We start from the raw sequence: 15,772 nt of genomic DNA, 5'->3' as shown, positions 1-15,772 counted from the left end.
TAGCGATTCAAAATAACGCCATTACCGCTGCGGGTGAACCAGAACCACCCCGCAGTCGAAGAATACCAATTATCAAAGTAGTACCTTGGGGTGGCAGTTGATCTAAATTCGTAAGATTTTCCAAAACAATACGTGATTTTGCTAAGACCAGACGATTAATAGTAAAATTTGTATCTTGCCCTGAATCTACACCATGTGTATCAATTCCGATTCCAGCAATTTGCCTTTCAGTAATTAAGAACTCCGTTGCATCACTTCCAAACCCTGGAAAGTGCATATTTCCTGCGGTATCTTGATTCAAAAATGCGTTCTTATCCAGCCATTTAGCTTGCCAACCTGTATAAAGTAGCACTATGTTATCAACACTAATAGTCCCAAATTCCGCTTCCCAAGTCAGGATATCTGCAACAGTAAGGAGATAGTCAGGATTGATTGTGGCTTGTTTACAAATATCTATCACTACAGCAGGTACTACCAACGACTGGGCAGAATATTCATCAACGCCAATACCGTGACCGTGAAAACTACTAGGGGCATTGATATGAGTAGCACTATGTTCCCCTAAGGAAAAACGCCGTAAATAATAGCCATCATCTTGCAATTCTGCAACAGTGGTAAATTTTACAACGGGATCGCCAGGCCATTGCGGTATGCCTGTGTCAATTAGATGACTCAGGTGGATAACGCGGGAATAGTATATACAGTTTGGCTTCTGGGGGTGTATGGTAGCATTCCTCTATGATTTCAGCTAAATTTTAGCATAAATAATCCCCCAATTCCTGTACATCCAAGGTCAGTTGGGGGTTTCCAATGTTGCAGCAAAAAATGATATTAATACAAGTGAACAGCTAAAAAGTTAATTTTTGAGAAACAAGAGATTAAGATTAGGTAAAAAACAGCATATTGAACAACTACTCTTACTCTCTGAGTCTCTACGAGAGGAAAATTGGAAACATTTTAAATCTCACGCAAAGGCGCAAAGTAAGAAAAGCAGGTTAATTTTAGAACTAGCCCTTTCAAGGTGACTAACGGAAATACGTCATTTCCGTGAGATCATCTTAAATCCTCCGCCCATATTTTGGGTTTTTTGAAGGTTGAAACAACCAATCTTCGTTCCAAATTTCACCACCTTGAAAGGGCTAATTTTAGAACTTACTCATTGACAAAATCTATACAATATCGACTATTAATTTTATCTCTTGTAGGGTGCGTCAGACCCAATAATTGAGCATCTAACAGATTTTTTCTATCTGACGCACCGCACTAATAGGCGATTCCAAAAGCCTGAAAATAGGCAATTTAGTTGATACATCTCATCTGTATTTTGTACAGTGCGTAAGTCCTAAATTTATAGGATGACCGGCAAATTACCCATAATAAAGAGTTTCTCCGCGTCCTCATATCAAGCATAATTATGGGTATTAAACCGGACTTTATTTGCTACAAATATTTCTGCAACAACAACCCCAACTTCTCCTTAGTTGCTGCTGGTGCATTTGCCAAATTTGTCAAAATCGCATATTTCAAAGCCGAATGGGCTTCACTAGCAGGGGGATTTTCACTTAACCGCTTTACAGTTTCTTGAATTACCTTTTGAGCATTGACTGCATTCCGTTGTAAATTACCAATCACCATCTCTACTGTCACACTATCGTGATCTGGATGCCAACAATCATAATCTGTCACAAGTGCTAAAGTTGCGTAAGCGATTTCCGCTTCTCTAGCTAACTTGGCTTCTGGTAAATTTGTCATCCCAATGACTGTAGCCCCCCAACTGCGGTAAAGATTGGATTCGGCTTTAGTGGAAAATGCAGGGCCTTCCATACAGACGTAAGTACCACCACGATGTAGATTGACATCTGGTAATTCTAGGGATGAGATCGCATCAGCCAAAACCCCAGCCAAGTTTTTACAAATCGGTTCACCAAAGGCAATATGTGCTACAATCCCTTCACCAAAAAACGTAGAAATGCGATTTTTTGTTCTATCAATAAACTGATCTGGAACCACCATATCTAGTGGTTTTGCCTCTGCTTTTAACGAACCAACCGCACTTGCAGAAATTAAGTATTCCACACCCAATTGCTTCATCGCATAAATATTTGCCCGAAATGGTAATTCACTAGGCAATAGTGTATGATTACGACCATGCCGGGCTAAAAAAGCAACTCTAGTACCTGCTAGTGTCCCTAGAATAACAGCATCAGATGGTGAGCCAAAAGGTGTCTGTAACTCTAATTCCTCAACATCTTTCAGAGCTTCCATTTTGTATAAACCACTGCCACCAATAATTCCAATTTGCGCTAATGCCATAATTTTAAACTTGTTAATTTTTCAACACTAAGTTATTTTACCGAAAATATTATTAGTCCAAAGCTACATAGCAGTAATTAGTCTGGTTTTTCTAGTTTCCGTAAAGCTACTATTGGAAAGTTGATCAAATTTTGTTATCTTGAAATTAGGTAAAATTAGCTAGTATCGCTTTTCTAGGCAGGGGTACGAATTCTTAAATAGATCCTACTAACCCCGCGATGGATACATAATAATGCCTCCGGCAGCCTATACCAATGTAATTAGCATTCAGTAAAAATTTTAGACTTTTCAAATAGGTGGCTTATTTACGTGGTATTGTACTAGTATAAAAACTATATAAATAAGTGGAAAAAATATGCAAGTCACTGTAAATTCTCATCCAAATAGTTTAGAAGAAATTTTGCAACGCATATTTAGTAATCGTAGAATTACACGTCAAGATCAACAAATAATGATGTCTAGCCTTCTCTCGGCAGAAGGTTTAAGTGAGCAAAATATGCAGGAAATTAATAAAGTATTTGATGCTTTAAAAAAAGGATTAATTAAAGTCGTAGATTAGAAATATAAAGAAGATATTTTAATTAGGGCTTGCTGATAGCACCTGAGTTCGACATAAGATAATTTGTGGAAAACTAGCCCCCAGTAGGAGTCTCAAACCCTTATTCTCTTTACTAATTCAACATTGATCAATTATTCTTTGATCTAAAAGCCCCCGGATAAATCCGTGGGGTCAATCTAAAATATGAAATTGCCTGACAAATAACAAAAATTGAGTAGATTTTCAGATACAGCAGATTTCATCAACAAGTTGCTGCTTCTAATTCTACTCAATCTAAATTTATCATCATTTTATTTTCGTCGCTCAAATAATCTTAAGCTACTGGTGAAGCTTTCTTGCTTTTGCGTAAACCAAATGCACCAGCCATACCTAAAGCACCTAAGCCTAGAATGCTTGCAGGTTCAGGTACAGGTACAGTTTCTATTTCCAGACGAGCGCCATCGCCAGTACTAGGGAATTTCGTACCACCAATTAAACCCAATTTAATGTCGAATGATTTGACGTTCTTTAATATTACTGACTGGATGTTGCTATTAGCACCTGGAGCAATTGCTATGCTGGCTGGGTTAACACCACCAACTATATTGTCAATTAAAGTGCCTATGTCTTCTACGTCAAAGATATTGAGCTTTATTGTTTTACCGATCGCACCGAAGTTAAAGTTGAATTTACCAACTTCCAATTGACCTTTTTCAAGGGGAGTACCGTCGCCAGCGACAGCTACAGGACGGAACCAGAAACCATCGGGGTTAGTTCCTCCATCGGTCTTCTTAAAGTTAATAGGACCAGGATATGTATCGACGGTTAATCTATTATCTACAAACAAACGGCTTCCGTCGAGGCTTGTTATTGTGTAACCCAAGGAATTTGGAACACCAAAAGTAACTTCTCCTTCGACCTGTGGAACCAATGAAGCAGCTTCAGCTTCTGATAAACCACCCAATAAGCTTAAGCCCAAGGTTGATACTGCAACTGTTGTTACTAAGGATTTGAATGATTTCATTTGTTTAATTGCTGGTTGAAGTGTGATCTTTGAGGCGGTTATTTTTGCCTCGTTTGATTACTATTACAGTATCACTGAGATATCTACTTAAGTAAATATAACTCAGGTGTACTTCACACAATCTTTAAAAAAAAGATGCGTTTGCTTATACTAGATTTATACTGTCAGTATGCTGATCCTACAAAAATGTACATTTTGAAGCGTCTCAAATCCTTGTTCTGTAAGGAATTAAAGATAAAATATGTAGTTCTATTGAGATCAGTGAAAGCGGGGAATTGAGTAGTTATTGTTTGAAAGTAAAATAAAAAAGAGATACAGCCAGGCCGTATCCCTATAGAATACATTGTCATTTAGCGATTTTCCTGAAAACTAATATGAACAAGCAAGTTGTACAGGCTAGTATTGTTTTTACTTGGCATTTTCAGTAAACACCGAACGGAAGTAAGTGGCATAAAGACAGGTCGATGGGATGACTCAGTGATATCAATTAAGCTAACTGCAAAGCTTTTTTTGCTTCATTAGCGATCGCTTCCACTTCATCATTCACCAGAGTTTCTAAGATTGATTTAGCTTCCGTACCACCTAAATTACCTAAAGCTTGCACTACTCTATAACGCACTTGCCAATCTGGATTAGTTGTATAGGGAACCAAAAGAGGAACTGCTTCTACATTTCCCAACTCACCCAGGGAACTAATCGCAGCAGTTTGAATCAAGCCATTATGTGAAGAAAGTGCTTGTTTGAGTAGTTCCAAACCTCTTGGATCACCCAACTCTCCCAATGTAGCGATGATGCTGAACTGCACTAGCCATTCCGGAGTGGTATGGTAAAGCTGTTGCAAATCTTCAAAAGCCGCGTGTAGCTTCAACGCACCTAAACAATCTGCTGCTGCTGCTTGCACATCAGCCTCAGGATCATTAAGTAAATCCCGCAAGAGATGCAATGATAACTCTAAATCCTGCTCTCCCAGTGTATCCATTTGACTTACAGCAGAGTAACGGACACGGGAATTACCATCACCAATAGCAATTTGTAGTAGTTCCAAACCAACTTTCGGTTCTAGTTCTCGGATTTGATTTACAGCACGCAAGCGATCCCCTAAATTCTCAGAATTCAGTAATTCTTTCACAGACTCAGCAGAAACACTCATTAGAATTATCCTAAATTGTCAAATTGGTTTATTAATTTCCCCGTCTTCCCCCCTTCACAGGGGTAGGTTTTTAATATTAACTGTAAAGGCAGGACTAGGAAGACAAGGAGGGAAGGTAGACAAGGAAGATTTGATACGCACAATGGTATTTTGACGGACTGTTCTTGTTACCAAGAGAATCTGATTTTGCACGGTTTTCCTCCCTTGTCCACTGTCCTTCCTTGTCATCCTTGTCTTGCCCTCACGACAATGTAAAATACCTACCCTTGTGAGGTCTTCCCCCCCCCATCCTTCCCAGTTCCTACTCTGCGGCCATAGTACGAATAATGTCCCCACGAGTGAGAATACCAATAACTTGTCCTGCATTGTCAAGCACAGGTAGACGATGAACTTTATGTTCTTGGATAATTTTTGCAGCTTCTTTGAGAGATTTATCAGGAGTAATAGTTAAAGGATTTTTACTCATGACTTCACCTACTGTTTGTCCCAAAGCCTTATGTAAATCCCTGTCATAAGTAGCAGGATTTTGTAAATAAATCACACTATCCAAAAACATAATGTATGCAGGAGGAGTGACACCAGTTTCTTGCCACATCAAATCTGTTTCTGAAATAATTCCCACCAATTTACCCGTATCGTTAATTACAGGTAAACCGCTAATTCGCTTTTCTGCCAAGATTTGGATAGCTTCTTTTAAAGGAGTTTCAGGACTAACCACAATAGGGTTCATAGTCATCACGTCAGCAACGGCTTTAGACATTTTTTTTACTCACGCCTTGTAGAAAAGTCTTTTTAATTATTGTAGAAAATTATAGGTAACAAAAAAATACTGTTAATAGATTGTTACCTTTAAAAATAATCTATGCTTGTTTGGAACAAATTTTTATAACTTTAGCGATGATTATTTTTTACTATTTTGCAAAGCGGCAATAATTTCTATATTGGCTTCGGGAAAAGTAAATTGATCTAACTCATTCAAATTCACCCAACGGATTTCTGCACATTCTATTGCTTGGGGAATACCTTGTACATGATGACAATGATGCACTGTTAAAGTAACTCGCAAATGTGTATAAGTATGATCAATAGTGATCAGATGTTCTCCTACTATAATTTCTATTCCCAGTTCTTCATAAATTTCTCTTTTAATACATTCTTGGATGGTTTCACCATGTTCAATTTTTCCACCAGGGAATTCCCATAAACCACCCATTGTCCCTTGGGAAAGACGACGATCAATTAAAATTTGTTTTTGGTCATTCCAAATAACGGCAACACCAATAATTTTATGGGGTATGGAACTAGTTACACTCATAGTTTAGGGTAGATGGAGAAATTCACTATTAATTCATAATAAAACTCGACAGACTAGTTTGATGCCTGCCGAGTTAATATTTATCACTGATTTAACGGATTTAAGGATTTCACGGCATGAAGGATTTTTTCAGAACCGAAAGGGCTTAAGACTCCTACGTCTACAAGTAGTCCTAGTTGCCCTACTATAAACAAACTACAGTCGGTCTTTAAATCCCTGTCTGAAACTTGTTTATTACTGGTTTATTTTCAAAGCTTCTGATTATCAAGTTTTACAAACAATCTTTTAACCACTTAATTGACAATTAAGATTGGATTTCGCAGAGAACTGTGCTGATTAGTAATGCTTTGATTATGAGAAAGATCTGACAGCCTTATTCAAAATCTTTGTTAGCTTCATTTCCTTGCAAAACCATGTCAAAGTCCATTCTCTGTTCCGCGTTACGTAAGAAATAACCGCTAATCATAGCAGAGGCCAGTAACCTACCTAAACTTTCTCGGCTGGTGGTAATGGTAACGCCAAAATGTTCTGGAGGCAGATTTCCCAAAAGTCCAAAGATATTGCGTTCCATGACTTGAAATACTTCGGCAGAGCTAGGTTTAGATAGCTGGGTGACTGTTTCTGGACTTAAGGATTTAACGTACTGCCATAGTAAATTGCTCGTTTCGGATTCACTATCAAAAAATTCTGAGACTCGATTGGATTGGTTGCTCACTTTTTATCTCCTTTACTACAACTACTGATTGAGGTAATTGTGACTGAAATAATCAATAACCTATTGTGTATTGGATGTAGCTGACACTTGTATATTCATATCAACTAATGTAACAGGTTATTTTTTTCCAGGGAGTCGTTTTAACCGTACCAAAATCAGGGTAGTTTTGCGAAAGCAGGCAGAAAAAGCAGGGTGAACAGGAAGGAGAAACTATTTTCCCCCTTGCACCCTGCACCCTTTCCTCTTCTCAGTACCCAGTCCCCTAACTAGCAAGATACTCATTAATGTTGGTTTTGGATTTGCGAAGTTTTGTTAAGGCTTCTCTCTCAATTTGTCGGACTCTTTCCCGACTGATATTGAGGATTTCACCGATTTTAGCAAGGGTTAAAGATTGCCCGTCTAATAAACCAAATCTCAGCTTAATTACTTCTTTTTGTTGTGGGGTGAGTTCTGCCATCATCCGCTCTAGGTCGTAAGATAGGGAGGATTGCATCACGAAATCTTCTGGTGATGCACCTGTATCTTCCAAGAGTTCTCCTAGTTCTGTGTCGTAGTTATCTCCTAACCGTAAATCGAGAGATAAGGGCAGACGAGCTTTTTCTAGGCACTCTTGTACTTGTTTGGGTGTTAATTCTAACTCTTGAGCTAATTCTGTGGCTGTAGGCGCACGTCCTAACTTTTGGGATAGTTGACGTTGTGCTTTTTTGATTTTATTTAGTTTTTCGGTAATATGAATAGGTAGACGAATTGTGCGAGCTTTTTCGGCGATCGCACGAGTAATGGCTTGACGTATCCACCAGTAAGCATATGTAGAAAATCTGTAACCTTTGGTAGGGTCAAATTTTTCTACTCCTCGTTGCATTCCAATGCTGCCTTCTTGGATTAAGTCGAGTAAATCGACGTTACGCTTAATATACTTTTTAGCGACAGAAACGACTAATCGCAGGTTGGCTTCTACCATTTTGCGTTTAGCTGTTTCACCTTCTGCGATCGCTTCGTTCAATTCTACTAGTTCTATCTGTGCTGCTGCTGCCCATTCTTCTAAATTAGGTTGACGATCTAATTGGGTAGCAAGATTTTCTCTCACTTCATATAAGGCGGTACATCTTTGTACCTGTTTCCCATAACGAATCTCTTCTTCGTGGGTGAGGAGTGGCACACGGCCAATCTCACGCAGGTAAGTCCGCACGAGGTCGGTGGCTGTCTGAGCGGTCTTCATGGCGCTACTCTTTGGTGATGATGGATTTGCTGGTAGTGTCATTAGCTGAATAAATGCCTTGAGAGGTTGCTACCCAGGTGATATATGAAACCATGCTAAGATTTGCAACTTACACACCCGATTCACTCGCTTACTCATATTTAGTCAATTTATGCTTCTTAACTGCTAGACGTTACAGTGGCTTTTTGGAAATCACAAGTACCTAGAGTTAGATATAAGGTAATAAGTCGAACATTTTTGGTTGTATTTGGATTATTAATAATTGTAACATTTATGAGAATAATTTGACTACCGAGAAACCCGAAAATTCGTGGTTGCTTGGGGTCGCCCAATGACGTAATTTTACTCAGAAACCTATACCTGAAGCTGCTCACGCAAATTCTTTTAAGGAAAAAAGACGTTCCTCATATTTGTTAAAATATCTCAATGTTAACCATAATGTTTCTCCTATAATGATTGCTTAATGTTTTTAGGACTGGGGACTAGGGATTGGGGACTGGGAAGACAAGGAGGGAACGTAGATAAGGAAGATGTTTTATGCAAATACGAAGCATACATATTGTTGTATGGTTTTCCTCCCTTATCTCCCAAGTCTTGCCCTCACGAGAATGTAAAAAACCTACACCTGCCCCCTGTCCCCTGGTTCCAACTAACTTATCGGGCAGTAATCTTGAATGGTTTTGACATCCAAGGTGGTGTTTTGCAGAGAACGGATAGCGGCTACAGTGGCTTTGGCTCCGGCAATGGTGGTAATAATGGGTATTTTGTAAGCTAAGGCTGTACGACGGATTAACCTGGCATCAGTATGGGCTTCTTCTCCAGAAGGTGTGTTGATAATTAGTTGAATTTGTTGGTTTTTGATAGCATCGAGGACGTGGGGACGACCTTCATGAAGTTTGAGTATTGACTCAATTTTTAACCCTTTTTCCTGAAGGACTTGACGTGTACCTTGGGTAGCTATGACATTAAAGCCTAAGGCGATAAATTCTTTGACTACATCTACTGCCAGTCCTTTATCGCGATCGCTCATAGAAACAAATACACTACCCTTAAGAGGTAGCATTTCCCCAGCACCTAACTCAGCTTTAGCAAAAGCCCGGCCAAAATCGCTATCAATTCCCATCACTTCTCCTGTTGAGCGCATTTCAGGCCCTAAGATGGTATCTGTACCGGGGAACTTACTAAAAGGTAATACCGCTTCTTTGACAGCAATATGAGCAGGAATCACTTCTTGGGTAAAGTTCAATTCCTCCAAAGTTTTACCCGACATAATTAAAGATGCGAGTTTTGCCAGTTGTATACCCGTAGCTTTAGAAACAAAAGGCACTGTACGAGATGCTCTGGGGTTAGCTTCCAAAATGTAAACTTGGGGAGAATAACTATTTGCACCCACGACGGCAAATTGAATATTCATCAAACCGACAACAGACAAAGCTTGTGCTAGTTGGACTGTCCAAGTGCGAATTTGATTTAAGACGGCTGGAGATAGGGAAATAGAAGGTAAGGAACAAGCCGAATCTCCTGAGTGAATACCCGCTTGCTCGATGTGTTCCATAATGCCGCCGATTACGACTCTGCCAGTATGGTCAGCGATCGCATCTACATCAACTTCAATGGCATTTTCTAAGAACTTATCAATTAAAATCGGGTGGTCTGGTTCTACCAACACGGCAAAAGTCATGTATCGTTCTAACTCTGCATCAGAATAGACAATTTCCATTGCCCTCCCTCCCAACACATAGCTAGGGCGTACAACTACTGGATAACCAATGCGTTTAGCAACTATTAAAGCATCTTCAAAACTTCTAGCCATACCATTAGGTGGTTGGGCAATATTCAATTTATTGAGAATCTTTTCAAATCGCTCCCGATTTTCTGCCATGTCAATAGAATCGGGGGATGTACCCCAAATTTGGGGAATGGGGAAATCAGGGCTAGGAACAGGACATTGGTAAATATCACCACTTGCTAGTTGTTCTAAATATCGCTGTAGGGGAACTGCTAATTTTAATGGTGTTTGTCCACCAAACTGGACAATTATCCCCACGGGGTTTTCGGTGTCGATGATGTTGAGAACATCTTCTTTGGTTAACGGCTCAAAATACAAGCGATCGCTCGTATCATAATCTGTAGAAACCGTCTCAGGATTAGAATTGACCATAATTGTTTCATACCCTGCACCATGTAAAGCATAGGCAGCGTGACAACAACAATAATCAAACTCAATTCCTTGACCAATGCGGTTTGGCCCCCCACCCAAAATCATCACCTTGGGTTTGGTAGTGGGTAAAACTTCCGTTTCTTCTTCGTAGGTAGAATAGTAATAAGGAGTCAGAGCTTCAAACTCAGCCGCGCAAGTATCCACAGTTTTGTAAACTGGAATCACTCCTAAATTTTTGCGGTAAGCCCTAACTTCATCTTCATTGGTTTTAGTAGCATAGGCGATTTGGCGATCGCTAAACCCATCCCTTTTTACAGCGTACATTTGCTCTTTTGTCAACTGCTTTAAGGGTGTGCGTTTCAGGAATTTTTCCACTTCTAGCAGTTGTTGTAATTTATCTAAAAACCAGGGGTCAATAGCCGTTAATTCATAGATTTCTTCATTACTCATCCCTAGTTGCATAGCATGACGCACAGAAAAGATCCGTTCCGGGTTTGGTGTCCGCAACTGGGCGCGAATTTGTTCACCACTAGGTAGTTTTTCGGCTTGGTCACAACCCCAACCAGCGCGACCAGTTTCTAAAGAACGCAATGCTTTTTGGAAAGATTCGTTAAATGTCCGCCCAATTGCCATTGCTTCCCCGACAGACTTCATTTGTGTAGTGAGAACCGGTTCTGAACCAGGGAATTTTTCAAAAGCGAAGCGGGGAATTTTGGTGACAACATAATCAATTGTCGGTTCAAAGGAAGCGGGGGTTTTCTTGGTGATGTCGTTTTGCAGTTCATTCAAGGTGTAACCCACAGCTAACTTAGCCGCGATTTTGGCAATGGGGAAACCGGTGGCTTTGGAAGATAAGGCAGAACTGCGGGATACACGGGGGTTCATTTCAATGACCACCACATCCCCATTTTCAGGATTGACAGCAAACTGAATATTAGAACCGCCAGTTTCTACACCTATTTCGCGGATAATTTTAATCGCCATATCCCGCAACCGTTGATATTCTTTATCGGTGAGGGTTTGGGCAGGGGCGACGGTGATAGAATCCCCTGTGTGAATGCCCATTGGGTCGAGGTTTTCGATGGAACAGATAATGACTACGTTATCTGCTAAGTCACGCATGACTTCTAATTCATATTCTTTCCAACCTAGCAAAGATTGGTCGATGAGAATTTGAGAAACAGGACTGGCATCAATACCTACTTGTGCCATTTCTTCAAATTCTTCTTTGTTGTAGGCAATACCGCCGCCTGTACCACCCATTGTAAAGGCTGGACGGATGATGAGGGGATATGTACCAATTTGGCGTGCGATCGCTTTTGACTCTTCCAAAGTCGAAGCTGTACCACTAGGACACACCGCCACCCCAATTTTAGCCATTGCTTCATTAAACAGTTTTCTGTCTTCGGCTTTTTCAATCGCTGGTAATTTCGCACCAATTAACTCAACGTTGTATTTTTCCAAAACACCATTTTTCGCCAAAGCCACAGCCAAGTTAAGGGCGGTTTGTCCTCCCATTGTTGGTAATAAAGCATCTGGACGTTCTTTAGCAATAACTTTTTCTACTATTTCCGGTGTCAGCGGTTCAATATAAGTGCGGTCTGCTGTTTCCGGGTCAGTCATAATCGTCGCCGGGTTGGAATTCACCAACACCACCTCATAGCCTTCTTCTCGCAAGGCTTTACAGGCTTGAGTTCCAGAGTAGTCAAACTCACAGGCTTGGCCAATCACAATCGGACCAGAACCTAACAGTAGAATTTTGCGGAGGTCTTCACGACGGGGCATAGCTTTGTTACCTTGAAGTATAAAAATACAAATCTTGATTATTGTAAGGGTCTTTACCCCTACTCATGCTATTTATTATCCAGGTTTCCGGTTTCTGTTGAGCCAGAGCCGAAAAAGAATAGGATGGATGTTGGGCAAAACATGACTCTGTTTTCTTACAGTTACTTTTCAATTTTTATGGCTGAGATGGTAAAAATATTGATAAAAACTTTTATTTATGTATTCCATTCTAATAAAATTAATTGTCAATAAATTTAGAAATATCTGCTGTGCTTTTTATTTAAACAACAATCAATATTGAATACAAATAGCAATTATTTTATATTCTGCTTAAATAACAATTTATTACCCAAATTTTCTGTTAAAAATAGCAGAAAGGTGAAGTTGTCCCTCTCTGCTCAAAAATATCATTTTTTAATAGCCTGTACAACTAATTTGTACTACCGCTAGATGAGATTAATCGCCATGATGTGAAGTTTAGTTTGCCGCAGGTTGGACATAACCTAATGTTAAACTATCCTTAGCCAAGAAGTGAGCTAAATGATAGGCTCTTTCTTCTGTTTTTAACAAGATTTTTTCATACAGATAGCGTGTGCCTCTATCTCCTAAACTCTCAGCTTGAGAGGCTTGACGACGAATTACACTAATCATAGCTTGTTCTGCTGCCAGGTCATTTTCGACCATCTTGCGAGCAGCATATGCGCCATCACTTTCTGGTTCAAAGCAGCATAATTCAGCTAACTTACTAAAGCTGGCAGCAGGTACACCACCCAAACCATTTAATCTTTCGCCAATTTCATGGATATGATCTTGGACTTCGGTATAGCTGTCGTTAAAGAATTCATGCAGAGAATAAAATTCTGCACCTTCAACTACAAAATGGTGTTTTTGGTACTGCAAGTACAAAGCTTGGAAACTCGCTAAAACCACATTAAATCCTTCAACTACTGGTGCAGTTACACTGCGATCTAGCAAGACAGGATTGTCATATACTTGACCAAAATTTTGTAACAAAGTTTGTGTATCAGACATAGTTCTCCTCGCTGTTTAGCAGTTTTATTTTTTTACTGCTTAGTTTTTATATATTAACATTGAAAAAAATGAAAGCAAGTCTATTAAGTATTACAGAATTTTTAATTTTAACTGCTAGGAGAATTAAATTAATTCTCAAGCTAGATGCTAAAAGTTAAATTTTTATGTGAATGTCTAATACTATGTGTAATAGCAAGATTAATCATAATTAAGCGTGGATAATAAATCCTAAATATAGAAATGCAAAAAATTTGCAAAATTAATGACAATATTTTGCACTTACGCTATTCTAATTAAAGAGGTTTAACTCTAACCAACTCCCTATTTTGTGGAGTATATATCTTGTGTTTACTGCAAGTTTGTTGCACTTTGAGGGCAATTCGCTTGAAATCTTTTAGCTCAGAAACAGGAATAAAGCACGTTGTTGAGGTGAATTGGGCAGACCGTTGGCAAGTTTATCAGCGTTTAAGAGAGTTAGAAATTCCTTCTCGCTGCGAAACTAACCAACCATTACAGGTGCAAATTACCAGTCCTCAGGTAGTTGTTCAACTTTGGAGTGTGGTGCGACAATTCACCGCATCTCGTCAAGAGCTAATTTGCACTCTTGAAAAATGTTGGCATAGCCGCTACCAAAAGTTTTAGTTGATTGACAGCTTATCTTCGTTGAAAAGAGGTGACAAAAATGGGTGTATCTCCCAGTGTAGAAGTAGCAGAATTTTGCCTTGAAGGAAGATTTTTAGAGTTTGTGATTAAAGACGGCTATAAGCTCAAAGGCTTATTATTAGCAACTGTTGAAGGTCAATGCTATGTGAAATTAGCGAAACATTTACGGATAGCTTTTGATTTGCGTCTACCTAAAGGTACTTGGTTGCAAGTTGTGGGGACAAAAAAATACGACTCTAAAAAAGGACAAGAAACCCTCAAAGCAGAACGAGTAATGGCTGCAAGTTCGGAAATGGGAAGATTTGCACCTCAAATTAGTCACACTATGAAGCAGTTACAAGAAACTTCTGCAAAAAATCGCACCAAAGAAAAATCGACTCAGACTAAAGCTACAATTTTGGTCTGTCAAAAGTCTGATTGTATGAAGCGTGGTGGTAAGGCTTTGTGTCAGGCTTTAGAAAGAGAGTTGGAAAATAATGGTTTAGATAATGTCATTATTAAAGGTACTGGTTGTATGAAGAACTGTAAAGCAGGGCCAAATCTAGTCATGCCAGACAGAACTCGTTATAGCCGCATACAAGCTACACAAGTGCCAACTTTGATAGATAAACATATTGGTGGGGAAAGTCGGGAAGAAGTAAGAGATGCGGCTATGAATATACCCAGTTATGCTGGAATGTAAGTAGGTGGGCATAAATATTTATCGTTGAGACAAGGCAGGAGGCAGAAGGGAAGAGATTTTTAGGCAAATTTACATTTCGTTGCATACTTTGGTTTTTTAGTGTCTAACTACTTAGAGACTAAATGTGGTTTACAGGATTTTTATTGGTGGATGATTCAAGAATACCAATATATTAAGGAATATTCATTAGTGAAAATCCTCCAATTCTATAAATCATGATTCAGATAAATTCATTTATTCTTTGCCAAACCTGCTCTAATAAGTCAGGATTATCCGCATCAACAGATTCTATATTAGGAGACTGTCTAAACCAGGTACGTTGGCGTTTTGCGAATTGTCTCGTATGTAAAATAATTAATTCTTTGGCTTCATCTAAGGAGATTTCACCAGCTAAATAGGGCTTGATTTCTTGATATCCCAAAGTATTCAATAAAGGTAAATTCACACCATATTTCTGACATAAATATTCAACTTCACCGACTAACCCATCTGCGATCATTTGTTCAGTGCGTTTACGAATTCTTACATCTAAATGTTCTGGTTCACAATCTAAATAAATTTGCAAAATCGGATAGTTGGGTGGGTTTTCCCCTTGCTGTTCCGAAATTGGGACTCCAGTAACATAATATACTTCTAAAGCTCTTAAAGTCCTCACTAAATCGTTAGCGTGAATTTTTTGGGCTGCGATCGCATCAACTTGTTGCAACATCGGGTAAAGTTGACTTTGACCTAAAGATTCTAATTGCGATCGCAATTCCGGTTGTGGTGATACTCTGGGAATTTTCATCCCTTGGACAATAGAACGTATATATAAACCAGTTCCACCAACCAACAACAATGGAGAAACCCCAAGACTAGCAATTAAAGTTTGTGCTTGTTCCTGATAATCTGCTACTGTCATTGTTTCAGTTGGTTCACAGATATCTATTAGATAATGTGGCACTAATTTTTGTTCTGCCACAGTCGGTTTAGCTGTACCAATGTCAAACTCGCGGTATACTTGACGAGAATCGGCGCTCAGAATCACTGAACCCAACCGACTAGCTAAATTGAAAGCTAAACCAGACTTCCCCGTTGCTGTCGCACCACAAATTACAATTAATTTAGTCATTATTCACTAAGTTATTTTCATTTTTAAATTTTTAATTAATAAAGGGTTGCTATCCTTATATAAA

At 39.2% G+C, this 15,772-nt stretch carries 14 protein-coding genes; 3 read left to right on the top strand and 11 right to left on the bottom strand.

All coding sequences use genetic code 11. The features are described from left to right. Positions 1 to 7: 7 nt before the first annotated feature. Together AC012T_RS16125 and AC012T_RS16120 are read right to left on the bottom strand one after the other, a co-directional pair. The gene (locus AC012T_RS16125) at positions 8 to 724 is read right to left on the bottom strand and encodes a cyclase family protein (RefSeq protein WP_487066628.1); all 717 of its coding nucleotides are present in this window, start codon (positions 722 to 724) and stop codon (positions 8 to 10) included. Positions 725 to 1,440: 716 nt separating this feature from the next. Further along, positions 1,441 to 2,313 (bottom strand): S-methyl-5'-thioadenosine phosphorylase, encoded by an 873-nt coding sequence (locus AC012T_RS16120; protein ID WP_487059801.1) that lies wholly within the window; start codon positions 2,311 to 2,313, stop codon positions 1,441 to 1,443. A 355-nt stretch (positions 2,314 to 2,668) separates the two neighbouring features. Here AC012T_RS16120 and AC012T_RS16115 point away from each other — a divergent pair, with 355 nt between their 5' ends. Further along, positions 2,669 to 2,872, top strand: coding sequence for a hypothetical protein (locus AC012T_RS16115; RefSeq protein ID WP_487059800.1), 204 nt, complete (start codon positions 2,669 to 2,671; stop codon positions 2,870 to 2,872). 313 nt (positions 2,873 to 3,185) lie between these two features. Here AC012T_RS16115 and AC012T_RS16110 read toward each other — a convergent pair whose 3' ends face one another. The 8 genes from AC012T_RS16110 to dpsA form a co-directional block, all read right to left on the bottom strand. Beyond that, entirely contained in the window at positions 3,186 to 3,875 is a 690-nt protein-coding gene (locus AC012T_RS16110; RefSeq protein WP_487059799.1) for an LEVG family PEP-CTERM protein, read from the bottom strand. 487 nt (positions 3,876 to 4,362) lie between these two features. Next, positions 4,363 to 5,025 (bottom strand): phycobilisome degradation protein NblB, encoded by a 663-nt coding sequence (gene nblB / locus AC012T_RS16105; protein ID WP_487059798.1) that lies wholly within the window; start codon positions 5,023 to 5,025, stop codon positions 4,363 to 4,365. Between the two features lie 301 nt (positions 5,026 to 5,326). Then, positions 5,327 to 5,785, bottom strand: a complete 459-nt coding sequence (locus AC012T_RS16100; RefSeq protein WP_487059797.1) for a CBS domain-containing protein — start codon at positions 5,783 to 5,785, stop codon at positions 5,327 to 5,329. 141 nt (positions 5,786 to 5,926) lie between these two features. After that, positions 5,927 to 6,340, bottom strand: coding sequence for an 8-oxo-dGTP diphosphatase MutT (gene mutT / locus AC012T_RS16095; RefSeq protein ID WP_487059796.1), 414 nt, complete (start codon positions 6,338 to 6,340; stop codon positions 5,927 to 5,929). Positions 6,341 to 6,713: 373 nt separating this feature from the next. Then, positions 6,714 to 7,055: a DUF760 domain-containing protein gene (locus AC012T_RS16090; RefSeq protein WP_487059795.1), complete on the bottom strand. Its 342-nt coding sequence runs from the start codon at positions 7,053 to 7,055 to the stop codon at positions 6,714 to 6,716. 262 nt (positions 7,056 to 7,317) lie between these two features. Beyond that, positions 7,318 to 8,274, bottom strand: coding sequence for an RNA polymerase sigma factor, RpoD/SigA family (locus AC012T_RS16085; RefSeq protein WP_015214763.1), 957 nt, complete (start codon positions 8,272 to 8,274; stop codon positions 7,318 to 7,320). A 649-nt stretch (positions 8,275 to 8,923) separates the two neighbouring features. Further along, positions 8,924 to 12,220: a carbamoyl-phosphate synthase large subunit gene (carB, locus tag AC012T_RS16080; protein ID WP_487059794.1), complete on the bottom strand. Its 3,297-nt coding sequence runs from the start codon at positions 12,218 to 12,220 to the stop codon at positions 8,924 to 8,926. A 477-nt stretch (positions 12,221 to 12,697) separates the two neighbouring features. Then, complete coding sequence (dpsA, locus tag AC012T_RS16075; protein WP_487059793.1) at positions 12,698 to 13,252, bottom strand: DNA starvation/stress protection protein DpsA; 555 nt, start codon at positions 13,250 to 13,252, stop codon at positions 12,698 to 12,700. Positions 13,253 to 13,636: 384 nt separating this feature from the next. Between dpsA and AC012T_RS16070 the strand changes: the two genes are divergently transcribed. Next, a complete protein-coding gene (locus tag AC012T_RS16070; protein WP_487059792.1) occupies positions 13,637 to 13,894 on the top strand; it encodes an Asr1405/Asl0597 family protein in 258 nt (85 codons plus the stop codon). 40 nt (positions 13,895 to 13,934) lie between these two features. Continuing rightward, positions 13,935 to 14,597, top strand: a complete 663-nt coding sequence (locus AC012T_RS16065; protein ID WP_487059791.1) for a (2Fe-2S) ferredoxin domain-containing protein — start codon at positions 13,935 to 13,937, stop codon at positions 14,595 to 14,597. A 220-nt stretch (positions 14,598 to 14,817) separates the two neighbouring features. Here AC012T_RS16065 and miaA read toward each other — a convergent pair whose 3' ends face one another. Beyond that, positions 14,818 to 15,708 carry a tRNA (adenosine(37)-N6)-dimethylallyltransferase MiaA gene (gene miaA, locus AC012T_RS16060; protein WP_487059790.1) on the bottom strand — a complete coding sequence of 297 codons (891 nt, stop codon included), beginning with the start codon at positions 15,706 to 15,708 and terminating at the stop codon, positions 14,818 to 14,820. Positions 15,709 to 15,772 lie beyond the last annotated feature (64 nt).

The organism is Anabaena sp. EIM26, assembly GCF_057568715.1.
The sequence above is the reverse complement of the archived record's forward strand: the minus strand, read 5'-3'. Positions and strand labels throughout refer to the sequence as shown.